At 34.2% G+C, this 26,126-nt stretch carries 16 protein-coding genes; 11 read left to right on the forward strand and 5 right to left on the reverse strand.

Annotated features, from left to right (window positions below; genetic code table 11):
- Positions 1–8 precede the first annotated feature (8 nt).
- From AST99_RS17480 to AST99_RS17525, 10 genes are all read left to right on the forward strand, one after another.
- Entirely contained in the window at positions 9–1,457 is a 1,449-nt protein-coding gene (locus AST99_RS17480; protein WP_057783979.1) for a SusD/RagB family nutrient-binding outer membrane lipoprotein, read from the forward strand.
- A 15-nt stretch (positions 1,458–1,472) separates the two neighbouring features.
- Positions 1,473–2,333 (forward strand): hypothetical protein, encoded by an 861-nt coding sequence (locus tag AST99_RS17485; protein ID WP_146035160.1) that lies wholly within the window; start codon positions 1,473–1,475, stop codon positions 2,331–2,333.
- 34 nt (positions 2,334–2,367) lie between these two features.
- Entirely contained in the window at positions 2,368–3,243 is an 876-nt protein-coding gene (locus AST99_RS17490; RefSeq protein WP_146035161.1) for a hypothetical protein, read from the forward strand.
- Between the two features lie 618 nt (positions 3,244–3,861).
- A complete protein-coding gene (locus AST99_RS17495; protein WP_057783986.1) occupies positions 3,862–7,068 on the forward strand; it encodes a SusC/RagA family TonB-linked outer membrane protein in 3,207 nt (1,068 codons plus the stop codon).
- 14 nt (positions 7,069–7,082) lie between these two features.
- Positions 7,083–8,507: a SusD/RagB family nutrient-binding outer membrane lipoprotein gene (locus AST99_RS17500; RefSeq protein WP_057783988.1), complete on the forward strand. Its 1,425-nt coding sequence runs from the start codon at positions 7,083–7,085 to the stop codon at positions 8,505–8,507.
- A 160-nt stretch (positions 8,508–8,667) separates the two neighbouring features.
- The gene (gene rlmB / locus AST99_RS17505) at positions 8,668–9,402 is read left to right on the forward strand and encodes a 23S rRNA (guanosine(2251)-2'-O)-methyltransferase RlmB (protein WP_057783990.1); all 735 of its coding nucleotides are present in this window, start codon (positions 8,668–8,670) and stop codon (positions 9,400–9,402) included.
- An 806-nt stretch (positions 9,403–10,208) separates the two neighbouring features.
- Positions 10,209–13,334, forward strand: coding sequence for a SusC/RagA family TonB-linked outer membrane protein (locus tag AST99_RS17510; RefSeq protein WP_057783992.1), 3,126 nt, complete (start codon positions 10,209–10,211; stop codon positions 13,332–13,334).
- A 32-nt stretch (positions 13,335–13,366) separates the two neighbouring features.
- Positions 13,367–14,980: a RagB/SusD family nutrient uptake outer membrane protein gene (locus AST99_RS17515; RefSeq protein ID WP_057783994.1), complete on the forward strand. Its 1,614-nt coding sequence runs from the start codon at positions 13,367–13,369 to the stop codon at positions 14,978–14,980.
- Between the two features lie 759 nt (positions 14,981–15,739).
- Positions 15,740–18,790 (forward strand): SusC/RagA family TonB-linked outer membrane protein, encoded by a 3,051-nt coding sequence (locus AST99_RS17520; protein WP_057783996.1) that lies wholly within the window; start codon positions 15,740–15,742, stop codon positions 18,788–18,790.
- Positions 18,791–18,796: 6 nt separating this feature from the next.
- Complete coding sequence (locus tag AST99_RS17525) at positions 18,797–20,176, forward strand: RagB/SusD family nutrient uptake outer membrane protein (RefSeq protein ID WP_057783998.1); 1,380 nt, start codon at positions 18,797–18,799, stop codon at positions 20,174–20,176.
- Between the two features lie 169 nt (positions 20,177–20,345).
- On the opposite strand, the gene AST99_RS17530 is transcribed toward AST99_RS17525, so the two are convergent.
- On the reverse strand, positions 20,346–21,140 hold the full coding sequence (locus AST99_RS17530) for a rhomboid family intramembrane serine protease (protein WP_057784000.1): 795 nt from the start codon (positions 21,138–21,140) through the stop codon (positions 20,346–20,348).
- A 108-nt stretch (positions 21,141–21,248) separates the two neighbouring features.
- Between AST99_RS17530 and AST99_RS17535 the strand changes: the two genes are divergently transcribed.
- Positions 21,249–22,526: a replication-associated recombination protein A gene (locus AST99_RS17535; protein WP_057784002.1), complete on the forward strand. Its 1,278-nt coding sequence runs from the start codon at positions 21,249–21,251 to the stop codon at positions 22,524–22,526.
- A 22-nt stretch (positions 22,527–22,548) separates the two neighbouring features.
- On the opposite strand, the gene AST99_RS17540 is transcribed toward AST99_RS17535, so the two are convergent.
- The 4 genes from AST99_RS17540 to radC form a co-directional block, all read right to left on the reverse strand.
- Positions 22,549–23,298 carry a hypothetical protein gene (locus tag AST99_RS17540; RefSeq protein ID WP_057784004.1) on the reverse strand — a complete coding sequence of 250 codons (750 nt, stop codon included), beginning with the start codon at positions 23,296–23,298 and terminating at the stop codon, positions 22,549–22,551.
- A gap of 33 nt (positions 23,299–23,331) precedes the next feature.
- Complete coding sequence (locus tag AST99_RS17545) at positions 23,332–24,018, reverse strand: YjjG family noncanonical pyrimidine nucleotidase (RefSeq protein ID WP_057784007.1); 687 nt, start codon at positions 24,016–24,018, stop codon at positions 23,332–23,334.
- Positions 24,008–25,312 (reverse strand): polysaccharide deacetylase family protein, encoded by a 1,305-nt coding sequence (locus AST99_RS17550; RefSeq protein WP_057784009.1) that lies wholly within the window; start codon positions 25,310–25,312, stop codon positions 24,008–24,010. The genes AST99_RS17545 and AST99_RS17550 overlap by 11 nt, the downstream gene beginning before the upstream one ends.
- Before the next feature lie 70 nt (positions 25,313–25,382).
- On the reverse strand, positions 25,383–26,081 hold the full coding sequence (radC, locus tag AST99_RS17555) for a RadC family protein (protein WP_057784011.1): 699 nt from the start codon (positions 26,079–26,081) through the stop codon (positions 25,383–25,385).
- Between the last annotated feature and the right edge of the window lie 45 nt (positions 26,082–26,126).

The following is a 26,126-nucleotide window of genomic DNA, read 5'->3' on the forward strand; positions in this document are numbered from 1 at the left end:
AAAGTAAAATGAAAAAACTTAAATATATATTCTTACTAGCTACTATATTACCAATGTTGGTAATGAACACTAGTTGTGACACGAATTTTGAGGAGATAAACACAAATCCAAACGATCCTGCCACAGTACCGAGTACTTTATTATTAGCAGGGATATTAAGATCGTCTGCAAATGAAGTTCAAAATTACTTCCTAGCGGGAGAAGCGGCCTCTTGTTGGGTACAACACTTAGGAAAACCTGTATATAACGATAGTGAATTATATATACCAAGACAAGGAAGTATTGAAACGTTCTGGAACGTATTTTACGTATCAAACATTAACAATGCTAACTTAATGCAAGGTTTAGCTGAAGAAGAAGGAAATAACGATATGCAAGGAATTGCTTTAGTTATGAAAGCTTACGCCTACCAACTATTAACAGATACTTTTGGAGATGTTCCTTACACAGAAGCAGGTCAAGCTTCAACTACAGGAAACACTACTCCTGTTTACGACGATAGTGAAATTGTATATGCTGGTATTTTAGATATGCTAGATGATGCTATGGTTTTATTAGACGGAACAGGTACTATTGATGCCGGTCAAGATTTACTTTACGCTGGAGACTATATGTCTTGGAAACGTTTTGCAGCATCTTTAAAATTTAGAGTTTTAATGCGTGTGTCTAAAAACGCAAGTGCATTTAACGTACAATCAGAATTACAAGCTTTAGTAGATTCAGGTCTTTTATTCACAAGCAACACAGACCAAGCTGCTTTAACGTTCTTATCGGTAAGCCCTAATGCAAACCCTTATTTTGAAGGCTTAGTAGATGGTGGTCGTACTAACGAGTGGTGTTTAGGAGAAAGCCTTGTAGACTATATGTTAGCTAGCGACGATCCAAGACTTGCTGTATACGCTCAAGAAGTTGGCGGAAACGGATCTGGAAATGGATATGTTGGTAAACCTGCAGGAATCGCTAATGTTGGAGAAACTATTTACGGAGACTCTAACAACGTGTCTTTAATTGGTGAAAAATACTTAGAAGCAACGCAACCAGCTTACTTTATGAGCTATGCTCAACTAAAACTATTAATGGCTGAAGCTGCTGAAAAAGGATATATTTCTGGTGAAGCAAGTACATATTATGCTGAAGGAATTACAGCGTCTTGTTTAGACAATGGAGTATCTACAGGTAGCTTATCGTTATTCTATAGCGGAGGAGCAACAGGTTTAAAACAAATAGCAGAGCAAGAATGGGTTGCATTATATATGCAAGGAAATGAATCTTGGGCAGAATACTTAAGAACAGGTTACCCAGAATTACCATTAGCAATTGATGCTGTACAACCTAGTATTCCATCTCGTTATAATTATCCTGGAGCAGAACAATCTCTTAATAATGCAAATTACACAGCTGCAGCAGATGCAATTGGTGGAGATACTTTAGTAACAGAACTTTGGTGGCAAAATTAATTTAAAATGAAAAAAATGAAAAATTTATTATATATATGTTTTGTAATGCTAAGTGTACTTAGTTTTACATCATGTCAGGAAACTGATACAGACACTGTAGTAGAAACAGAAGGAGAAGCAGGTGTTCTTGTTAATGTATCTAACTACTCATCTGGCGCACTATTAGGTTCTCCAGAATCAGGAAAAGAATTAGACGAAGCTTCTATTGAATTCTCTGAAAGTTATTTAACATTAGTGGTTACTAAGCAATCTGGAGATTTTTCTCAAGGTGTAGAAAGTATTCAAGCTTACAAGTCGCTTAATGGTGGTGAAGAAATTTTAATCGGATCTTCAGAAAGTTTACCTTTTAGTGTAGAATATACTACTATTGAAGAATTTGTAGATGGAACAGGATTAGATGTTGCAGATTTAAGAATTGGAGATTCTTTTAGCTTCATTATTAAAGTGGTTAAAACAGACGGATCTGTATATACATACAACACAAGTATGGGACGTTTTCTTTTAGCTATTAACTGTTCTTACGATTTAAACGGAACTTACACCATGACAAACTCTGTTTGTGGTAGTGAAGTAGAAGTTGAAATTTCACAAAATTCTGATGGTACATGGTACGCTTCAACAGCAGATGGTGGTTTATTACAATATTGTACAACAAACACAACTTTACAAAACTTTGGTAGTTTTGCAGTGTCTTGTGGAGGTATAGTTGATGCTTCTACAACTGCAGGAGGACCTGACTATTGTGAAGGTGGAGATTATGGTATTGGATGTATTACTGGCGGAACTTGGGATCAAGAAACAGGAATACTACAAATGACACACAACGATGCGTTCTTTGGTGTTGGTGCATATACGTCTACATACGTAAGAAAATAATTCATAGTAGAATTAAAACTTTAACATATAAATTATGAAAAACATATATAAAACTTTTTGTCTATTGGCTTTATCAGGTATAGTGTTTACATCTTGTGAAGATGGAGACGACCATACAGGAGAATCACTAATAGAATATACTAATGTTGGAGCAACGGTATCTTCAGCATCACAATCTTATACGGTAAGCGAATCTGATATTCACACATCTGGTGATTACACCATTCCTTATACTGTAACACTTAACGAAGCTGTAACAGCAACTACTATTATTGATTTAATTCAAACAGGTGGTGAAGCAGATAGCGAAGATTACGAAACATCATCTATTACTGTAAGTCCAGGTAACACAACAGGAACGGGTTACATTACTGTATTTAGTAACGCTTATGTAGAAGGTACTGAAACTTTAGAATTAACTGCTAAATCTAGAGCGAACCTAAACATTAACGATTACTCAATTGATATTACAATTGATGACGACTACATTAATGATCAACTTGATTTCCAATTAACTTGGGAAGGTTCTTTCACCGGATCTGTAGGTACTGGAGCAGATTTAGTATTAGATTTCTGTGCTATGGATTTTGATATTCTTATTTATGATGAAACTCTAACTGATGTAGGATTTTATAATGCAGCAACAGGATCTTGTCCAGAGTCAGCTACATTGTCAGGTTTACCTGATGGATTTTACTATGTAGTTGTAGATTTATACGACAACCCATTATATGTATATGAAGGAGGAATAGATGTACCAATTACATTCTCTTGGAGCCAAGATTACTTTGATTCAGTGACAGGTTCTATAACATTAAATGCATATAATACAGATTCTACTTCTGGAACTTATGCAATTGCTACTATAACTATTGAAGATGGTTACATTTATACAGTACAAGCGTACTAATTAAAAGCCATATTTAAATATGATAAAACCACCTTTAACAAGGTGGTTTTTTTTATATCTACATTTAAAACAAAAAACCAAGGGCAACAACCTCATTCCTATTCTTGGTTAAGAAATTCAAAAACACCTATTTTTAAGACAAATTAATCACTCAAAATTAAGTATATAAAATAGCCTAAATAAACTCAAAAATCCGAGCACATTTAAAACCCCAAAAACGATCAAAAAACAGACCTGCAAACCAATATTATTCAACTTTGATTTTTTGTGCTTAAAAACACTAAAAAACACCTTAGAAATGTTAATTTAAGGTTAAGCAAATCACATAAAAATGTTACAATTAGACATCTTGCAGCCAAAATGGGGTCGAAAAAGAATGACAACCGTGTCAAAAAAGGCTAAAACGAATAATAAACACCATAAAACGGGGGGTTTGGAACTCTTAAAATATTATCAATTTAAAAATTCATTGAGAAATCACTTAAATATTTATTATTTATACTCGAAATATTAGATATTCCTCAAAAAACACAAAAACATCCAAACTTTAAGTTATTATTATTGTTTTATTAACTATTAATTATGAATTTGGTCATTGACTAATTCAAATAAAATAAAATGAAAACAAAGTTTAGTGGAATTCTAACGCTATTCCTAGCGTTTGTCGTGCAAATTACGTTTGCACAAGAGAAGGCAATTTCAGGGACCGTTTCAGACCCAAACGGTTTACCTCTTCCAGGAGTTAACATTATAGTAAAGGGTACTACAAATGGAACCCAAACAGATTTTGATGGTAAATACTCCATTACAAGTGCTACGGGCGAAATCTTATCTTATTCTTTTATGGGATATAAGACGAAAACCGTAACTGTAGGAGCTTCTACAACTATCGATGTGACTTTAGAAGAAGATTTAGCACAACTTGATGAAGTTGTTGTAACTGCCTTAGGTATCTCGAGAGAGAAAAAATCTTTAGGGTATGCGAGTCAAGAAGTAGATGGTGAAGCCGTTTCTAAGGTTAAAGCTCAAAACTTCGTTAACTCTTTATCAGGTAAAGTTGCAGGTTTAAACATTAAACCTTCAGGTACTATTGGTGGTTCTACAAACGTAGTAATACGTGGTAACAGTTCTGTTGCTGGAAACAACCAAGCTTTATTTGTTGTAGATGGTATTCCAATTGATAACGGAAACTCTAACTCTTCAACGCAACAAGCCGGTGGTGGTGGTTACGATTATGGTAACGCTGCATCTGACATTAACCCAGACGATATTGAGTCTATTAACGTATTAAAAGGTGCTGCTGCATCTGCATTATATGGTTCTAGAGCATCGAATGGTGTAATTATGATTACAACTAAAAAAGGTAAAAAACAAAAAGGTATTGGTGTTACTATTAACTCTAGTGTTACTGTAGGTACACCAGATAAAGAAACATTACCAACTTACCAGAAAAAATATGGTGCTGGTTACGGTGCATATTACTCTAGTAGTGATGGATATTTTGACTTAGTAGATGTAAATGGAGATGGTATTCTTGATGAAACTGTTGTATTTACAGAAGATGCATCTTACGGTGCTGAGTTTGATCCAGACAGATTAATCTACCAATGGAACTCTATCTATCCTGGATTAGATACTTACCAACAAGCTACACCATGGGTTGCTGCAGAAAATGATCCTAACACAGTTTGGACAACATCTTCTACTTTAATCAATTCTGTTGATTTAACTGGTGGTAACGAAAAAGGAACTTTCCGTTTAGGTTATACAAACATGATGCAGGAAGGTAACTTACCTAACTCTTCAATTAAAAGAAACAACATTTCTTTTAACGGATCTTTAAATTTAACAGAAAAACTTACTGCTTCTACAAGCTTTAACTTTAGTAAAACAGATGGTAAAGGACGTTACGGAACAGGTTACGATTCTAAAAACCCAATGCAACAGTTTAGACAATGGTTCCAAATGAACGTTGATTTAAAAGAGCAAAAAGATGCTTACTTTAGTACAGGTGAAAACATAACTTGGAATTCTAACAGTGTTTCAGACACCTCTCCTATCTACTCAGATAACTTTTACTGGACACGTTACGAGAACTACGAAACTGACACGCGTAACAGATATTGGGGTAATGTAGTTTTAGATTATGAAATTACAGATTGGTTAAGTGTTTTAGGTCGTTTTACTTTTGATACTTATTCTGAATTACAAGAAGAAAGAATCGCAGTAGGTTCTGTAGATGTATCTGAATACTCTCGTTACAACAGAAATGTATCTGAATACAACTACGATTTAATGTTATCTTTCAATAAAGATTTAACAGAAAAAATAAACCTTTCTGGTATTGCTGGTTTTAACTTAAGACAAAACAATACGAATAGCATTTATGCCGTAACAAATGGAGGTTTAAACCTTGCAGGTCTTTATGCTTTATCTAATAGTGTAAACTCTATTGAAGCACCTTCTGAATATGATGCAACTAAAGTTGTAGATGGTGAATACGTTCAAGCAAGTTTAGGTTACGATAACTTTGCCTTTATTGAAGGAACATATAGAACAGACCGTTCTTCTTCTTTACCAATAGACAACAACCGTTATGATTATTGGTCTGCAACTGGATCTTTAATATTCTCTCAGTTATTAGAAGCAGATTGGTTATCATTTGGTAAATTAAGAGGTAACTACGGTAAAGTAGGTAACGATACAGATGCTTACAATGTATTTAATACGTACGCAATTGGAACACCATTTAACGGTGGTATCGCAACTAACCCTAGTGCAAAATCAAATCCAGATTTATTACCTGAAGAACAAACAAACTGGGAAATTGGTTTAGAAATGCAATTCTTTCAAAAACGTTTTGGTTTTGATGTAACATATTACGATGCACTTAACGAAAACCAAATTACAAGTGTACCATTATCTAACTCTACAGGATATACTTCAGCATTACTTAATGCAGGAACAATTTCTAACAAAGGTTGGGAAGTAACATTAAATGTAACTCCTATACGTACAGAAAACTTTACTTGGGATATGAATGTTAACTGGTCTAAAAACGAAAGTTTAGTAGAAGAATTAACAGACGGTATTGACAATTTAGAATTAGCTTCTTTCCAAGGTGGTGTTAGTATTAACGCAACTCCAGGAGAAGCTTACGGTACAATTAGAGGTACAGATTTAACATACAATGAAAACGGAGAACCAATAGTAGGAACTAACGGATATTACGTTAGAACAAGTACAAGTAACAATGTAATTGGAGATATTAACGCTGACTGGAAAGCTGGTTTATATAACTCTTTTACTTACAAAAACTTTAACTTAAGTTTCTTAATCGACATGCAAAAAGGTGGAGATGTTTTCTCTCTTGATACTTGGTATGGTTATGCAACAGGTCTTTATGACTTTACTGCAGGAACAAACGATTTAGGAAACCCAGTAAGAAACTCTGTAGCTGATGGTGGTGGAGTTATTTTACCAGGTGTGCAAGCAGATGGTTCTGTAAACACTGTAAGAGCAGAAGCTAACACGTATGCTAACCCTTGGGGATATGCTAGAGCAGCAAATTCACAACACGTTTACGATGCTGGTTATGTTAAACTTAGAGAAGCAACTTTTAGCTATAGCTTAAAAGATTTAGACAGATTACCATTTACAGGAGTTACTTTCTCTGTAATCGGTAGAAACTTGTGGATTATTGACAAGAGCGTACCTTACTCAGATCCTGAAGCAGGATTAAGTTCTGGTAATGCTCAAGGATACCAATCTGGTGCATACCCAAGTATTAGAGAAGTTGGTGCAAGTGTTAAATTACAGTTCTAAAACAAGAAAAAATCATGAAAAAAATATTTATTACAGCAATTTCTTTTGTACTTCTTGCATCTTGTATGTCTGATGAGAAATACGAAAGTTATAACGAAGATCCTAAAAACCCAACACAAGTAGAAGCGTCTTTTCTTTTCAATTCTGCTACTGTAAGTTTATTCGACCAAATGACAAGTACCAGTGTTAACGTAAATGTTTTCAGACTACTTGCTCAAAACTGGACAGAAACAACCTATATCGATGAGTCTAACTACGACTTAACGGGAAGAACAATTCCTCAATACCATTGGTCTGAGTTATATAGAGATGTCCTTTTAGATTTAAAAACAGCTAAAGAATACACTGAAGCTGATACAGAATTATCTGCTGAAGATATGGCAACTCAAGTTGCTCAAATCGAAATTTTAGAAGTGTATACTTGGCAACAACTAGTTGATACATTTGGAGATATTCCTTATACTCAAGCTTTAGATGCTACAACTTACCCTTTACCAGTATATGATGATGCTGCAACTATTTACGAAGATTTAATCTCTCGTCTTAATTCAGCAATAGCTGACTTATCTGGAACTGGTTTTAGTTTAGACAACATTTACAGCGGAGATGTTTCTGCTTGGTCTAAATTTGCTAACTCTTTAAAATTAAGAATAGGTTCTCGTATTGTAGATGCTCCTGGAATGTCTGCAACAGCTCAAACGGCTATAGAATCTGCAGTAGCTGCAGGTGTATTTACATCTAACGCAGATAACGCAACTATCGCTTACACAGCAACTAGCCCTAATACAAACCCTTTATGGGAAGATTTAGTTGAATCTGGACGTTCAGATTTTGTTGCTGCTAACACTATCGTAGATTTCATGAACGACTTAGATGATCCTAGACGTTCTGTATTTTTCGATGACAACTTAGGTTCTGGTGTTTACGAAGGAGGACCTTACGGAGATAACAACACATATTCTTTATACACACATATTGGAGACGACATGTACGACCCTGAATTTAGAGGAGTATTATTAGATTTCTCTGAGGTATCTTTCTTCTTAGCTGATGCAGCACAAAGAGGTTTTTCTGTAGGTGATACTGCTGAAAATTTCTACAATACTGCAATTACAGCTAATTTCGATGACTGGGGAGTTGATGGTGTAGATGCTTATTTAGCACAACCAGATGTTGCTTACGATGCTTCTGATTGGAAAACATCTATTGGTACACAAATGTGGTTAGCAATGTATAATAGAGGTTTTGAAAGCTGGACAGCTTGGAGAACTTACGATGCTCCTGAATTTAACTTACCAGTTAACACAGGAAATCCAGTTCCAACACGTTACACTTACCCTGTAAACGAGCAAAACTTAAATGAATCTAACTGGTCTGCTGCTTCTACTGCTATTGGTGGAGATGCACAAACAACAAAGTTATTCTGGGATGTTAACTAATTAGTTACTCATTCTAATAAGAGTTTATTTTATAAGCAGCCGACTAATAGTATTATTAGTCGGCTGTTTTTTTATCATTACAGAACCACTTTTTTTGAAGTGGTTTTTTTATGCCCAATATTTTTAATTGCAAATACATAATTTATTGTACTTTTGGTGCATGGAAAAAGAGACTCAAATTTTTGGTATTCGTGCGGTAATAGAAGCTATTCAATCTGGAGAAAATATCGACAAGGTATTTGTTCAAAAAGGATTGAAAGGAGAATTATCTCATGAACTAGAAAGTGTATTACGTAAACAACGTATAAACTTCTCTTATGTTCCTGTAGAAAAATTAAATAAACTTACTTCTAAAAATCATCAAGGTGTAGTCGCACAAATTGCTCCAATCACATTTTGGGATATTGAAGAGTTAGTTACTAAAGTCACCGAATCTGGAAAAACACCACTATTTCTTTTGCTAGATCAATTAAGCGATGTTAGAAATTTTGGAGCTATTATTCGTACTGCAGAATGCACAGGTGTAGATGGTATAATTATTCAGAAAAAAGGTGGAGCTCCTGTTAATGGAGACACCATTAAGACAAGTGCTGGTGCAGTATTTAAAATGCCCATTTGTAAAGTAGACCATATTAAAGATGCCATGTTTTACATGCAAGCGTCTGGTATAAAAGTTATCGCTGCCACAGAAAAAACAGAAGACTTAATGTACGATGTTTCTTTTACAGAACCTTGCGCAATAATTATGGGATCAGAAGGTAAAGGTATAAATCCTTCAGTATTAAAATTAGTAGACGCAAAAGCAAAACTACCTTTATTAGGAGAAATTGGATCGCTAAATGTATCTGTTGCTTGTGGTGCCTTTTTATATGAAGCGTTAAGACAACGTCGCTAGTAGGTAGACTTCTCTCCTACTCTCATAAAAATACACTACTACATTCTATAAATCTATTTTTAATGTTTATGCATTACAATTAAGCATTGTTAAAATAAGGAACTATTTATAATACTCATTCAGAAAATAAAACCTCAGTGACTTTATAAAATTGGTTCAACTTCATTTTATAAAAAAACCGACTCTATATATCAAAAGATTCAGTCTTTATACAAATTAAAGAAGAAAAAAGTTTGACTGTATAACCTGACAAAATACTATTCCAAACTGCCCGTAAATTAAATCGGCATTAACTGTGCAATAAAGTCTTTTTTTAAATTTTCAATCTTCCTACAATAAAAAGCAACTAATTTTCAAAAATGCATGTTTCATAATTCTAAAAACCCTAAACATATTCTAGCATTTTTAGAGCGCAATTCAGACCAAAGCATCAGTAAATACAAGCTTTTTCTCAACTAATCACAACATTAATTTTGTGTATTATTGTTAACTAATCGTTAACTTAAAAGCCGAATAATCCAAAAACTGACGTTTTACACATAAAAACGTGTTAAATAAACAGACAATTGCATCCGTTTTAAGCAAAAAACGCGAAAAATCTGCGTCGTTTCGGTTATAACAAAGGATGTTTCTTTATTAAGTTATAAAAAATATCAACAGTTTACCTTATTATACATTAAAAACTCAAGACTTTTTAGTTATTCTGCAAAAAGCAACATAAACCTTAATTTTTAGTTAAATATTATTGTGTTATTAACAAATAATTATGATTTTCACCATTAGACTAATTCAAATTAAAAATAAACATGAAAACAAAGTTACGTGGTATTCTAACGCTATTTCTAGCGTTTGTTGTGCAATTAACGTTTGCACAAGAAAAAACAGTTTCAGGTACGGTTACCGGAGAAGACGGATTACCGTTACCAGGAACTACTATTTCAGTTGTAGGAACATCATCTGGAACCTCTACAGATTTTGATGGTAACTATACTATTAAAGCCAGTGCGGGCAGCAAATTAAAATATAGTTTCATGGGATTTATTTCTCAAGAAATTACACTAGGTATGTCTAATACCATAGATGTTGTATTAAAAGAAGATGCAACATCTCTTGAAGAAGTTGTTGTTGTTGCTTATGGTACTACAACAAAAGAAGCTTTTACAGGATCTGCAGGAGTTGTAAGTACTAAAGATTTAGACTTACGTCCGTTAAGTTCTCCTATTGGAGCAATCGAAGGTAAAGTTACAGGAGTACAATTCTTATCATCTTCTGGACAACCAGGATCTTCTCCTAGTATTGTAATTAGAGGTGTTGGTACTTTAAATGGTAATACAGATCCACTTTTTATTGTAGATGGTATTGCTTTTGAAGGTGGTTTAGGAACATTAAACCAAGACGATATAGAATCTATGACGGTTCTTAAAGATGCGGCTTCAACGTCACTTTACGGATCTCGTGCTGCAAATGGTGTTGTAATCATTACAACTAAAAAAGGTAAAAGAGGTAGCGGAATTACAGTAAATGCAACTAGCCAATACGGTGTAATTACAAAAGGTATTAACGAATACGATGCTGTTAATCCAGGAGAGTACTACGAATTAATGTGGCAATCTTACAAGAATGCTTTAGGTGGTGACGAAGCTGCTGCAATAGAAGCTTCGGCATCTATTTACAACCGTTTAGGACGTAATCCTTTTAATGTTGCTAACGACGAGATTGTAGATGTTAATGGAAACTTTAACCCTAACGCACAAATTATCGCAGAAGACTTAGATTGGTACGGTGCTTTAGAAAGAACTGGATCTAGATCTAGTAACTCTATTAACGTATCTGGTGGGGGTGAAAAACACTCAGTATTTTTATCTGTGTCTAACTTAGACGAAAAAGGATATGTTATAGAAAGTGACTATAAAAGAGTAACTAGCCGATTAAGCGGTACTTTTGATGCTGCAGACTGGTTATCTTTAGGTGGTAATATTAATATCTCTAACGAAAAGTCTCATGGACCTCCTTCTAGAGGTACATCTGTAGCAAACGTATTTGCTTTTGCTAAAAACATGGGATCTATTTATTCTCCGTATTTATTAGACCCTACTACAGGTGCTATTTTAAGAGATGAATCAGGAGATGTAATTTGGGATCGTGGTGAAAGTGTTGCATCTTTAGGCATACCATCTAGACCAACAAGTGTAGGACGTAATGCATTAGAAGAAGCAATTTTAAATAATGAACTTACAACTACAGACAATTACGGATACAGATTTAATGCAGACTTTAAACCTTTAGACGGACTTAAAGTTAGCTTTATATATGGTCAAGATTACCAAGATGGTGTAAACCAAAGTTACGAAAATGCAGAAGTTGGTGATGGTGCTCCAACAGGTAGATTCGATGACAACAGATACCAAAGAACTACAGAAAACTTTAATCAAATTATATCTTACAACAAATCGTTTGGTGAGCATAATTTTGATTTAACTGCAGGTCATGAAAGTTTTAGTAGAAACTATTCTTCAAACAGAGCTTTTAAAAGCACACAAACTGCAACAGGAATTTATGAATTAGATAACTTCTCTGTAGTGTTAGATGCCTCAGGTAGTAGTACTGACTATAAATTAGAAGGTTATTTAGCGAGACTAAACTACGACTTTGGTAATAAATATTACTTAAGTGCTTCTGTAAGAAGAGATGGATCTTCTGTATTTACAAATAACAAATGGGGTACTTTTTACTCTGTAGGTGGGGCTTGGAGAATAGACCAAGAAGACTTTATGCAAAACTCTGTTTTTAATAGCTTAAAATTAAGAGCTTCTTACGGTGAAGTTGGTAATGACCAATTAGGATCTTACTACATCTCTCAACCATTATATGCTATTTACTCTAACGCAGGTGAGCCTGGTATTTATTGGGACACAACTGGAAATGCAGATTTACAGTGGGAATCTTTAGATAGTTATGATGTTGCTTTAGAATATGGTTTATTTAACAACCGTATATCTGGTTCTTTTGAGTATTACAAGAAAACAACTTCAGATCTTTTATATAACGTGCCAATCCCTGCTTCAGAAGGACAAATTGAAGCTCCAGATAACATAGGTGATTTATATAACGAAGGTTTTGAAATTAGCATAAATGCAGCCATAGTACAATCAGATAAATTCTCTTGGAACTTAGGCTTACAAGCTTCTACTTTAAAAAATGAAATTACATTCCTTCCAGACCCTTTTATTGATGGTTCTAAACGTTGGGAAGCTGGACGTTCTAGATTTGATTTCTACTTATACGATTATGCAGGTGTAGACTCTAGTAATGGAGACGCATTATTCTACATGTACGAAGAAGTAGGTGACGAAGTAGGTGTTGCTGTATTAAACGAAGATGGTACTCATGCTACAACTAATAGTTGGGCAGATGCTGGTAAAGGTTATGTAGGTGCTACTGCAGTACCAGATTTAATTGGTTCTATCTCTAACAGCTTTAGCTACAAAAACTTTGAACTTAACGTATTATTATCTTACCAAATCGGAGGAGATATTTTAGATTATGGTTATGCAGATATGATGCACTCAGGAACCTACGGAGCATCTTTACATCCAGATGCACTTAAAGCATGGAAAAATCCAGGAGACATTACAGACGTACCACGTTTAGAGAACTCAAACACAGATTTATCGCCTAGCTTATCATCAAGATGGTTAACAGATGCGTCTTACTTATCTATTAGAAATGTAAATTTAGCTTATAGCTTAAGTAATAATACTATCGATAAAATAGGATTAGATAAATTAAGATTATTTGTAACAGGAGAAAACTTATTTATGTTTGCTGAGAGAGAAGGATTAAACCCTCAATACAATCTTGCAGGAACACCTTCTGGAAATGACTATAACCCAAACAGAGTAATCTCGATTGGATTAAACGTCGCTTTTTAAATTATATAATTCTAAATTAAAACATACACAAAATGATACGAAAAAAAATATTATTACTACTTGCCATGTCAATGGTAGTAATCGTAGGCTGTAGTGAAGATTATCTTGACACTGTACCTACAGATTCAATATCAGAAGAGGCAGCACTTTCAAGTACAGAAAATATGGACCTTATTTTAAATGGGCTTCATAGAATGATGTACGGTCAAAACGTTTTAGAAGGCGCTACTTCTAGTAGATCTGGAGAGAGTTACTTTATCCCATCTTTTGATGCGATTGGAGGAAACGCTATTCATTCATCGCCAGGTAATGGTTGGATGACTTCTGATTTAAAATGGACTAGTCATACAAACCCAAGTTCTACTACAAATTTTAACTTATGGTTTCAACGTTACCACTTTGTAGAAACGGCAAACACAATTATCAATAAAGTTGCAGAAAGTGATTTTACAGAAACAGAAGATTTAAATAAAATCTTAGGTCAGTCTTACGCTTACCGTGCTTGGGCATATTTAAGATTAGTAACTAGTTTCTCTAGAGGATATATCTATGGTACACCATCATCAGATCCTGGAGTTCCTGTTTTAACTGAAGCAGGTGCACCTTACGAAGGAGGTCCTCGTGGAACTGTAGAACAAGTATATGTACAAATGGAAAGCGACATTAATGCTGCTGTTTCTTATTTACAAAATGCGAGTGCTGCAGATAACAAATCAAACATCTCTTTAAATGCTGCTTACGGTATTAAAGCGCGTATAGCTTTATCTAAAGGAGATTGGGCTACTGCTGCAGAAAGTGCTGCTTTAGCAAGAGATGGTTATCCATTATTAAGCGAATCTGATTGGTTATCTGGATTTAACTCTTATGATTTATCTGAAGTTATTTGGGGTGGACAAGTTATTGACACTGAAACAAACTACTTCCAATCATACTTCTACTTTATTGCATTTGCATTCAACGGAAGTTTAAACAGAAGTAATCCAAAATTAATTAGTAAGGAATTATACGACAGAATTCCTGACACAGATTACAGAAACCAAGCATGGTTACCTTTAGCACCTAACACTAACTCTGCAGCGTCTAACGACCAAGGAGGAAGTTATGAAACGGATCCTAATTATGATAATGAAGAAGATTTCTGGGCTGCTTGGTCTGAGATCATCGAAAAATATGGCGCTACAACTGCTCATAACACACACCCTTACATGAATGTGAAGTTTCAACAAAAGAATCCAGGTTCTATCGATCCAGATGATGTTATCTATATGAGATCTGCAGAAATGGTTCTTATTGAAGCTGAAGCAAAAGCCATGTTAAATGATGTTGCAGGAGCACAAGACGCATTAGATGTTTTAGGTTCTGCTAGAGATAGCGCTTTTGATAAAACAGCATTTACAGATCAAGCGTCTTTAATGGATGAAATTAAATGGCAAAGACGTGTTGAGTTATGGGGTGAAGGATTTAGTTACCACGATAACTTAAGATGGGATGAAGGTATAGACCAAACTAACTCTGGTGCTTCATTTACACTTTACGGAGATGGTTTCATACAAGATAAACCATCAGTAAATGATGACTGGATTCACAAAATTCCTCAATCAGAAATTGATGCTAACCCTTACATGACTGACGCTGACCAAAACTAGGCATCACTTTTAATGTGAGTATAACAATTATAACAAACAGTTATAAATACGAACTAAGCTTATTAGCGGTTTCTAAAAATAACTGTACGAGGCTCAACAGAAGTCTCAGGAGGAGAAAACTATAGCTCGTTAGAATCTACTGATTTCGATCCCAAGTAATATTTAATTAGTCATTAAATACTTAAACCACCTCTTTTTGAGGTGGTTTTTTTATGCTTTTATTTTTTAACTCAAAAGGTAATACACTACAGATTTTAAAATAGAATATAATTGACTTATACATGGTGAATGCTTATAAACACGGCCCCACTATATGTACTGTATTAAATAAAATCCATTTTGTAATAAATTAGCAAACTTCCCGCCATAAAACTTCATGTGTTAATACTTCAATGCTTTACATAACACCGCCCCTATATTCTTCCTTTTCCTATACATTATAAAATTTTCAAAAGGCATTAAACGTAAAATTAGTCATACAAAGCTTGCTTAAAGCACGTCTTTTTTCAATATCGTCTTAAAGATTGACACTAAAATTCATTAAAATTTCAGTTAACACTTAAAATCAGCAAAATAACATGTCAAAATATTGATAAATCAATAATTTAACATATAAGATATTTTATATTTAAACAAAAACAACATCTTAATATAATAATTCATTAAAAATCACAAATTACAAAAACTAACAAATACAACACCTTGTATTATTAACAAAAAATTATGATTTTAGATACAACCTAATTCAACTATAATCATATGAAAAAAAAAGCTTGCGGAGTTTTAACACTTCTACTGTTCTTTATGCATTTTACATATGCACAACAAAAAACAATTACAGGTTCGATAACAGGACCAGATGATTTACCATTACCCGGCACATCCATCATGGTTAAAGGATCTACATCTGGAACATCTTCAGACTTCGATGGAAACTATTCCATTTTAGCTTCACCTGGACAAACTATTATATTCAGTTTTGTGGGGTACAAACCCCAAGAAAAAATAGTGGGTACTTCTAACACCATTAACGTTACTTTAGAAGAGGACGCTTCTGCTTTAGACGAAATAGTATTAATGGGGTATACTAAAACTAGTCGAACAGAACTTACGGGATCTACAGTGCAATTAAACAATGAAGATTTTGAACAAGTTCCTGTTTCAACCATAGACCAAGTACTTCAAGGAAAAGTAGCTGGTTTAACCTTTAACGTAAACTCTGGTACTCCTGGATCTACTTCAGATATTAGAATTAGAGGTAGAAGTTCTCTAACTGCTGGAAATGATCCATTATATGTTATAGATGGTGTACCGGTTTCTAGTACAGCTGCCAATAGCACCACTTCTGGATCTACATTTTCTCCTCTTGCTTCTATTAACTCTAACAACGTAGAAAGTATAACCGTATTAAAAGATGCTTCAGCTACGGCTGCCTATGGTGCACGTGGAACAAATGGTGTAATTGTAATTACAACTAAAAATGGAAAATCTGGAAAAACAACCTTCAACTTTAATTCTTCTTACGGATTTTCTAACGATGCTGTAGATGGACCACAAGTATTAACTGGGGCAGAAAGAGAAACGTTATACTACGAGGGTGTTTTTAATACTTACGGAGAATCTTATGGTTTTGACTTAGCAGGCGCACAAGCTTTTAGTGAAGCTAATAATTTAGATGGTGGTGTATATACAGCTTGGAATGCTGCTGGACGTCCAGAGGCAAACTGGGAAGATGTTATTACAAATAAAGATGCTCCTTTAATGGAATACAATATTTCTGCCAGTGGTGGAGATGAGACCTACAACTTCTTTACATCATTAGGGTATTATGACCAAGAAGCTACAGTAATTGGATCTGATTTTCAAAGATTCACTGGTCAAGTAAATTTATCTAAAGATTTCTCAGACAAAATTACATTTACTACAAGAAACTCAGGGTCGTATTCTTATCAAGATGGTTTATTAGAAACGAGTGCTTATTTTTCTTCACCTAGAGCCGTTAAATTCTTTATGCCTCCTACAGATCAACCTTATGATGATGCAGGAAATATAAATTTAGATACTTCACTACCAAATCCACTTTGGATTGCACAAGAAGATATAGACGATTCTAAATTTACAAGAATTACATCTAACAACTCATTAAACTGGGAATTACCAATACCTAACCTAACATTTAACACGACTGTTGCTATAGACTTACAATTATATAACTACAAGAGATATCGTAACCGAGTAGACGGAGATGGTGCCTCTACAAATGGTTATGGATGGCAGTCTAATAGCACAAGAACTAATTATGTGTTCCAAAACAATTTAGATTACTTACTAAATATTAATGACGACCATAGTTTAAACTTTAAAGCGTTACAAGAATTTCAGAAAAACAGATATAATTATTTAGAAGCTGATGCTGAAAACTTTGCTGATGATGGCTTAACAAATCTAAACTCTGCAGGTACACCTACTACAGCGAATTCTTATTTTACGGATTGGGCAGTAGCTTCATACACAGGATTAATGCACTATAGTGGTTACCAAGGAAAATATGTTTTAGACGGAACCATTCGTAGAGAAGGAAACTCAAGATTTGATGCGTCTGATAGATGGGGAACTTTCTGGTCTGTGGGAGCAGCTTATAACATGCAAAAAGAAGCCTTTTTAGCAAATTCTTCGTGGTTAAGCACCTTAAAATTAAGAGGATCTTATGGTTTAACAGGTAATGCTAATATTTCTATTAACCAATACCAATCCCTTCTTGGATATGATGGAGATTACAACGGAACCTCTGCCATTTACTTAGATACTTTTGGAGCAGATGGACTATCTTGGGAAACGTCTAAATCTTTAGATCTTGGTATAGATTTAGGTTTTTTTAATAATAGAATTACAACGAACCTGACTTACTATAGAAGAGTTACAGAAGACATGCTTCTTAATGTTAACTTACCGTATACTTCTGGTTTCTCTTCGCAAATTGCGAATGTTGGGGAAATGGAAAACAAAGGATTTGAATTTGAATTAAATGCAGATGTTTATCGTTCAGAAAAAGTAAGCATTTCTTTTGGAGGAAACTTAGCCACTAACGAAAATGAAGTTCTAAAAATGTACGAAGACAACTCGGGAGAAGAAACTGTAATTAGCGGAACAACTCAAAGAGTAGAATCTGGTCATCCAGCATATGGCTGGTATATGGTTACATCGGCAGGTGTAGACACCGAAACGGGTGATGAATTATATTACATAGATGGCAAAGGAAGTGAAACTACTAATGATTATAATGCCGCTAATCAAGCTTGGCAAGGCGGAAGTGCTTTACCAACAATTACTGCAGGAATTTATGTAAACATAGAAGCATATAATTTCTTTTTAAATGTGTCTTCTTATTATGCTGGCGGACATAAAGTTTACGAAGACTGGGCGAGATACACTAACGGAACGGATTTATTTACCACCTTATACTATCAAGGAGTAGACGCTATTTTAGACAGATGGCAAGAACCTGGAGACGAAGCACGTTTTGGTAAAATGAGATATGCAACCACAGCATGGCAACAAAATAGTAAATTTTTATACGATGGAGATTTCTTTAGAATTAAAGATATAACGTTTGGATACAACCTACCTGAAAGCGTTAATTCTATTGCAGGCTTACAATCTGCTCGAATTTTTGTTAAAGCAACAAACCCGTATACTTGGGTTAAAAGTGATTATTTAAAATATGATCCTGAAATAGACTCTGATGGGTTTACTGGTTTAGAAACTCCACCTACCAAATCAATAATTCTTGGTCTTAACATTAATTTTTAATACACTATGAAAAACATAAAACACATATATAAAATCTTAACAGTAGCCACCCTATTATTTACTATAGGCTCTTGTACTACCGAAGATTTAGACCCTTCCTTAGAGCAAAATAAGTCTGTTGAAGATGGTATCAATTCAATAAATAATATTTCTGGATTAATGTTGGGTGCTTACGAATACTTGACAGAAAGCGGATACTATGGTAGAGATTACATCATTACTAATGAAGTAAGAACAGACAACTGTTTCTCTAACGGAAACTCTGGTCGTTTCACCACCGAAGCGTCATTTGCCTATAATGCAAATACAGGATATTTTTATGACGAAGCCTACGAGGCCATTGCGATTGCAAACGTAATTATAGCTCAAGATATTACAGCCTTAGCTACAGATACTAGCGAATTAGAAGAAGGTTATCACATCCAAGGGCAAGCCTATGCATTAAGAGCATTGGTTCACTTTGACTTATTAAAACAATATGGACAAATGAATACTGGAGGGACTTTAGGAATTGCCTATGTTACAGAATATAAAGGGGAAGATTTATACCCAAGCAGATCGACTTATTCTGAAAACGTTACCGCTATTATGGCCGACCTACAAACAGCCTTTGATATGATGAGTGATGACTATTACGATTCTACAAAAATAACAATGTCTAAATATTCTGCTAAAGCTATAGAATCTAGAGTGGCCATTTATTTTGAAATGTGGGATGATGCAATATCAGCATCTGAAGCCGTAATTAACTCTGGTTTATACAGTATGGTGTCTTCAGCCAATTACGTTAGCTCATGGTCTGCCGGAAGTCAGCAAAATTCAATTTTCGAACTGGCTTATACAAGCTCAGATAACTTAAGCAGTAACAGTTTAGGTTTTATTTACAGGTTAGGAGATAGTGGTAGCTACGGTGACGTGCAAGTTCTAGACGAGGTAATCGATATTTTTGAAGAAGGCGATGTAAGAGCAGATATATTAGGTTACGAAGGCACTTTGTTACGTAATCTATATAAATATCCAGATATTAATGGATCTGATAATGTCCCTGTTATTCGTTACGAAGAGATTATTTTAAATTATGCAGAAGCGTTATACGAATCTACAGGTGGTGGTTTAAGCGAATTAAACTCACTAAGAACTAACAGAGGTTTAGCTGGCTTAACAACTATAACCAAAGACGCTATTATAGACGAGCGTCGTAAAGAGTTAATGTTTGAAGGTTTTAGATTTGATGATCTTATGCGTACTGGTCAAGACATTGAAAAAACATCTTTACAACAAAACTTTACCTCTACTATTAGCTATGGAGATTATAGACTAGCGTATCCAATTCCGCAAAACGATATAGACACAAATGCTAATATGGTACAAAATGAAGGATATTAATCCTTAAATAAAGACCACTTACTTTTAGAAGTTAAAGAGACTTCTATACGTGGAAGAACTGAGTAAGATCACACTTTAGTTCAACATAAAGTAATTTTTAATTATTTATGTAATTAGTCTGTTGCAAGACTGCTTTTAAAAAAGCAGTCTTGCTTTTTTTTATACATTCTCAATTAGCAACTTCTTCTTCATCATCTTCATCTTTGTGCGCCTTAAACACATAGCGATATTCAATTTTAGGACGATGTTGTTGCTGCTCTAAAGACTTCACTGACTCGTCTTCTTCCAAATCTTCAATAATCTTATGCTCTATAAAATTACCATCTGTATCAAAATGTTTTAAGAATGTATCATCATCTTCATTATAATCTTCCCTTTCCCAAGCAAACTGTTTGGGCTTAGCAATAGCCTTCTTAAAAAACAAAGCAAAAATTAAGCCCGTTATCAATCCCGACAAATGTCCTTCCCAAGACACACCTTCTTGTACCGGCAACACATACCAAATCATACTTCCGTATAAAAACACGACTAAAAGTGATAAGGCCACCAATCTGTAGTGTTTAGCAAAAACACCTTTAAAAAAAATAAAACTTACCAACACATATATTAAACCACTTGCGCCAATGTGGTAAGATGGCCTACCTATACACCAAGTTAAAAATCCAGATACCAAAATACCATAACCTAAAACTTTCCAAGCAATTGGTCTATAAAAATAAAACAGAGCAACACTTAATACAAATAACGGAATAGAATTATGGTATAAATGAGAAATCCCTGAATGTATAAACGGACTAAAAATGACACCTTGTAAACCAGATAAAGTTCGCGGATAAATGCCATGTGAATTAAAAAAAATATGTGTTTCAATTTCAAACCAGAACACATACCAAAGCAATAACACAAAGGCTAACGGATAAGCAATAACGCCGTTCGAAAATTTAAAATGTTCGTATTTTTTCATGTATTATATTTCAATTCAATAATCAAATTGTAAACCGTTTTTAGCTATGATGATAAAATGTCAGTCGATAAATATTTAAAAACATTAAAAAATAAGTAATTTTACAATATGAACGCACCTTTAGCAGAACGTTTACGTCCTGAAACTTTAGACGACTATATTAGCCAAACTCACCTTGTAGGACCACATGGTCCATTGCGTATACAATTAAAACAAGGCTTAATTTCATCTATGATTTTCTGGGGACCTCCAGGTACAGGTAAAACTACTTTAGCAAATATTGTTGCTACACAATCCGGCAGACCGTTTTACACGTTAAGTGCCATAAATTCTGGTGTTAAAGATATTCGTGAAGTTATTGACAAAGCAAAACAAAGCGGAGGTTTATTTACAACAAAAAACCCGATTCTATTTATAGACGAAATTCACAGATTTAGTAAATCGCAACAAGATTCTCTATTACAAGCTGTAGAAAAAGGTTGGGTGACTCTAATTGGAGCAACCACAGAAAACCCAAGTTTTGAAGTCATTCCTGCCCTACTCTCCCGTTGCCAAGTGTATGTTTTAAATGCATTCGATAAAAACGATTTAGAAGCACTCTTACATCGTGCTATGGAAACGGATTCATTCTTATTAGAAAAGAACATAAAACTAGAAGAAACAGCGGCTTTATTGCGTCTTTCTGGAGGTGATGGAAGAAAATTATTAAATATTTTTGAGCTTCTTGTAAATACTTTTGAAGAGGAAGATATTGTAATTACAGATGAGATTGTGCTTAAAAAAGTACAGAACAATACGGTGCGATACGACAAAACTGGAGAACAACATTACGATATCATATCGGCCTTTATAAAATCTATTCGTGGTAGCGACCCCAATGCGGCAGTCTATTATTTAGCACGAATGATAGAAGGTGGCGAAGATGTTAAATTTATTGCCCGCCGCTTATTAATTCTTGCTAGTGAAGATATTGGTAACGCCAATCCAACAGCTCTGGTTATTGCGAATAACACCTTTCAAGCGGTATCTGCTATTGGATATCCGGAATCTAGAATTACCTTAAGCCAATGTACTACGTATTTGGCTTGTTCGCCTAAAAGTAATTCGGCTTACGAAGCGATTGGAAAAGCACAACAATTAGTAAGAGCTACAGGAGACTTATCTGTACCACTAGGCATAAGAAATGCACCAACTAAACTTATGAAAGAATTGGGCTATGGCGAAGATTATAAATATGCCCATAGCTATGCAAATAATTTTGCTGAACAAGAGTTCTTACCAGATGAAATAAAAAACACCAAGCTGTATGAGCCTGGTGCTAATGCTAGAGAGCAATCTGATCGTAACTTTTTAAAGCAACGCTGGAAAGCTAAATATGGTTATTAATATTTAGAATATTAATTAGTCCTTAAAATTTCACGTTAAGTGTTTCTTGTTTTAAAGTTTCGCCTTCGTAAAATTCGATAACCCATTTATCACCTGATTTACGAACTGTGGCTTGTTTACCCTCAACAAAGAACACATCTTTTATATTGGTTTCTTTTAAAATGTAAACCACTTTTGGTGTACTATCTACTAACTGATAACCATTAGTAATGGCTTGTGCATATAATACATCAGACACTGGAGCGACTACTTCTGATACAGCATTTGAAGCAACTGCTTTAGTAGCAACCGCCGTTTCTGTTACTGCAGGAGCAGGAACTGCAGGTGTACTAGCAACTGCAACAGCTTGGTATTCATAATTTACATCCTCAAAAGATTTAAATGCATTTCTTAATGCCAACTGATAAGCCTTTTTATAATCTTTTTCTTTAGTGGTCCCATAATCAGATTCAAACACTATGGCGCTTTTACAATCTCTTAATAACACTTTTAATTTGGTAGTAAATAAACTCGATTCGTTAAGCACATCTACACGTAAAGCTAAACAGCCATTTGCTTCTAAATCTGCTGGCATTACTTCATTTTCCATGATCGCTACAAATCCTTCTTTTTCCAATAAAAACTGCGTTAACGCATTCATTTGGTAAAGATTTGGTTTCTTTAAAAAATCGAAAGTTTCTGGAACAATTACATATTTATAAGCATTTAAATTTGTTTGTGCTATAGAGCTAAAACATACGCTTATAAACAATACTAAAAATATTTTTTTCATGAGTTTAATAATTTATGCAAAGGTAATTAAGTTTTACAAATAGGTTTTTAAATCTATTAATTTGTCTATCTGAGTTATATCTTGATGTGTTGTTAACGGTATTTCATTAAAATAAATTGCTTGCAAACCAACATTTATAGCTCCAAGAATATCGGCTTCTAAATTATCGCCAATCATAATACTTGTATTTACCTCAGCATTTGCTTGTTGTAATGCAAAATTAAAAATATCTGGATGTGGTTTTTTTACACCAGCTTGCTCAGAATTTGTAACCGTTTTAAAATATTGATTGATTTTAGAGCCTGCCAATTTAGAGTTTTGCACTTCTTCAAATCCATTTGTAATAATATGAAGGTTGTACTTAGGTTGTAAATAATTTAATATAGAAATGGTATCGTCGAACAAATGGTTGAATGATGATAGGTAAGCAATATAATCATCAGATAATTTATACACCAAATCTGATGTTATCGGCATTTTTAACTGTACAAATGTATCATTTAATCGTCCAAATCTCAAGGTATCTTTATCGACTTCTCCTTTTCTAAAACGGCTCCAATAATTAAAATTTACCGGAACATAAGCATCTAAAAACACATTTAAATCGATGTCTAATTGATTTACTTCGAATATTTTTTGAAATGTTAAGGACGAATTTTTTTCGAAATCCCAAAGGGTATGATCTAAATCGAAAAACACATCTGTTATGTTATTTGTCATCTTCTGTAGAGTCTAAAATAATATTGAATAATTCTTTAAAACCTTTCCAACGGCCGTATCCGCTAAATGTGTAATTATGAAAAATGGGCACAAATTCGCCATTTACTCGCTTTACCTGATTGATAATATATTGTAGCGATTCCTTTTTATCTAAAAAAGACGAATACCTTAATAATGCAGAATCTATAACGTGATAAGAGTTTATACGTAAAGGTGTTTGTACTTCGTAATCTAAATCGTAAAAGAAAAACGGCGTACAAGTTCCTGCCCTAAATCCCAACTCATTAACATAACCCATGGTATAATCGTCTAGAACTTCTAACTCGACTAAATTCCGATATAAATCGGGTAGATTTAATTTAGAAAATGAATTCCGAGATTCCAACAAAGAGGTATTAATTATCCCTTCCATACGTTGCTGCTCTTCCTTAAGTACAGCTTTATCTTCAATAGCAAAATAAGAGACCTTAAGCCCTACTTTACAGTAATCTGCTACAGATTTAATTAACGACACAAAATCTTTTCTATGTACGCTTATGCCCTTATCATAGGTTGAATAATCGCCAATTAAAAAGAAAAAATGAAACCGATGTTTGGTCTGTTTTTGTCTGTTTAAAATGTATTTGAATGTATCGTGCGGATCGCGTTTTAAATTAAAAAGCACCACATACCTATAGTATAATCGTTTAAATTGGAGAGCAAAGAGATCTTTAAACGTTCCACCCATGGTTCGCATTAATCCTTTTAACCTAAAATCGTAAGGCGATGGTACATCTATAACAGGTTTTATACTGTATGTTCGGTTTTTAAATTCGTAATCCGGATAATGGGCTTCTAAAACAGCTTTAAATTTGTAAGCCCAAATATCGACTACGGGCTGATTTAAAAACTTGTATTTATAAGCTAGACTTTCCTTAGCAACATACCTTCCAAACTCATCTTTTACGTGTGGTAAATATTCTTCATATCTACTTAACAAATAAAAGGAAGCGGCAAAAATATCGTATGGCAATGCACTCTTATCACCATTAAAAAAGAAACATTTAGTATCGTCCCAATTGGTAATGTTTAAATCCGGATCTGACAACCCTTGTTCGAATAGCAAATCGTGACTTCTTATAAAAATTTCTTTGCCTAAAGGTTGTCTGGTATACGACATTTTAAAACTGTCGTGAGCAATAAACGTTTCTATAGTCGTGGTAAACGACACTGGAATACCAAGAATTCTGGTACAGAGATGTTTAAACGTAAATTTTATACGTGGCGTTATTTTATGGGTATATACTAGAAGCACACATTGATTTTAAAGTAATAAAAGTAATGATTTTACACTAAAGAATACCGATAACTCAAGTAAAAGCATACTACATCTCATTTTCATCGGCAAAACTAAAATATGAATGCTCGGTTATAATCACATGATCTAAAACTTTAATATCTAAACTAGACGCTGCTGTTTTTAATTTTTGAGTAATTTGTTTGTCGGCTACACTAGGCTTTAAAGTCCCTGACGGATGATTATGCACCAAAATAAGTGCCGTCGCACCTAGCTCTAAAGCCATTTTTAATGTTAAACGTACATCGACTAAAGTGCCGGTTATTCCGCCTTTACTTAATTGTTGTTTTTGTAGAATAGCATTAGAATTATTTAAATAGATAATCCAAAATTCTTCGTGAGCTAATTCACCAAGAATAGGTTGCATAATTTCGAAAACAGATGCAGACGATGTGATTTTGTTTTGTTTTACAGCTTCCTCACCTCCACGACGTCTACCTAATTCCATAGCTGCTGCAATAGCTATCGCTTTAGCTTCTCCAATCCCTTTAAAAGCCATGAGTTGTTTGATAGATAATTTCCCTAAAGCTCTTAAATTATGATCAACACTTCCTAAAATACGCTTAGTTAAATCTACCGCACTTTCTTCCCGATTGCCACTGCCTATTAAAATAGCAACCAATTCGGCATCGCTTAAAGCAGCTTGTCCTTTATAAAGCAACTTCTCTCTAGGCTGATCGTCTTGCGACCAATTTTTAATTGAAAACGGAATCTTTTTTTCTGACATACTATAAATATAAAAATTGTAAATTACCAAACCAACTAAAACAAC

Origin of the sequence: Formosa algae (assembly GCF_001439665.1) — a bacterium.
Taxonomy (GTDB): domain Bacteria; phylum Bacteroidota; class Bacteroidia; order Flavobacteriales; family Flavobacteriaceae; genus Formosa; species Formosa algae.

What these genes read in the sequence shown, in the direction of transcription:
- AST99_RS17480 (WP_057783979.1), top strand. Translation starts at nt 9, where the DNA reads ATGAAAAAACTTAAATATATATTCTTACTAGCTACTATATTACCAATG.
- AST99_RS17485 (WP_146035160.1), top strand. Translation starts at nt 1,473, where the DNA reads ATGAAAAATTTATTATATATATGTTTTGTAATGCTAAGTGTACTTAGT.
- AST99_RS17490 (WP_146035161.1), top strand. Translation starts at nt 2,368, where the DNA reads ATGAAAAACATATATAAAACTTTTTGTCTATTGGCTTTATCAGGTATA.
- AST99_RS17495 (WP_057783986.1), top strand. Translation starts at nt 3,862, where the DNA reads ATGAAAACAAAGTTTAGTGGAATTCTAACGCTATTCCTAGCGTTTGTC.
- AST99_RS17500 (WP_057783988.1), top strand. Translation starts at nt 7,083, where the DNA reads ATGAAAAAAATATTTATTACAGCAATTTCTTTTGTACTTCTTGCATCT.
- rlmB (WP_057783990.1), top strand. Translation starts at nt 8,668, where the DNA reads ATGGAAAAAGAGACTCAAATTTTTGGTATTCGTGCGGTAATAGAAGCT.
- AST99_RS17510 (WP_057783992.1), top strand. Translation starts at nt 10,209, where the DNA reads ATGAAAACAAAGTTACGTGGTATTCTAACGCTATTTCTAGCGTTTGTT.
- AST99_RS17515 (WP_057783994.1), top strand. Translation starts at nt 13,367, where the DNA reads ATGATACGAAAAAAAATATTATTACTACTTGCCATGTCAATGGTAGTA.
- AST99_RS17520 (WP_057783996.1), top strand. Translation starts at nt 15,740, where the DNA reads ATGAAAAAAAAAGCTTGCGGAGTTTTAACACTTCTACTGTTCTTTATG.
- AST99_RS17525 (WP_057783998.1), top strand. Translation starts at nt 18,797, where the DNA reads ATGAAAAACATAAAACACATATATAAAATCTTAACAGTAGCCACCCTA.
- AST99_RS17530 (WP_057784000.1), bottom strand. Translation starts at nt 21,140, where the DNA reads ATGAAAAAATACGAACATTTTAAATTTTCGAACGGCGTTATTGCTTAT.
- AST99_RS17535 (WP_057784002.1), top strand. Translation starts at nt 21,249, where the DNA reads ATGAACGCACCTTTAGCAGAACGTTTACGTCCTGAAACTTTAGACGAC.
- AST99_RS17540 (WP_057784004.1), bottom strand. Translation starts at nt 23,298, where the DNA reads ATGAAAAAAATATTTTTAGTATTGTTTATAAGCGTATGTTTTAGCTCT.
- AST99_RS17545 (WP_057784007.1), bottom strand. Translation starts at nt 24,018, where the DNA reads ATGACAAATAACATAACAGATGTGTTTTTCGATTTAGATCATACCCTT.
- radC (WP_057784011.1), bottom strand. Translation starts at nt 26,081, where the DNA reads ATGTCAGAAAAAAAGATTCCGTTTTCAATTAAAAATTGGTCGCAAGAC.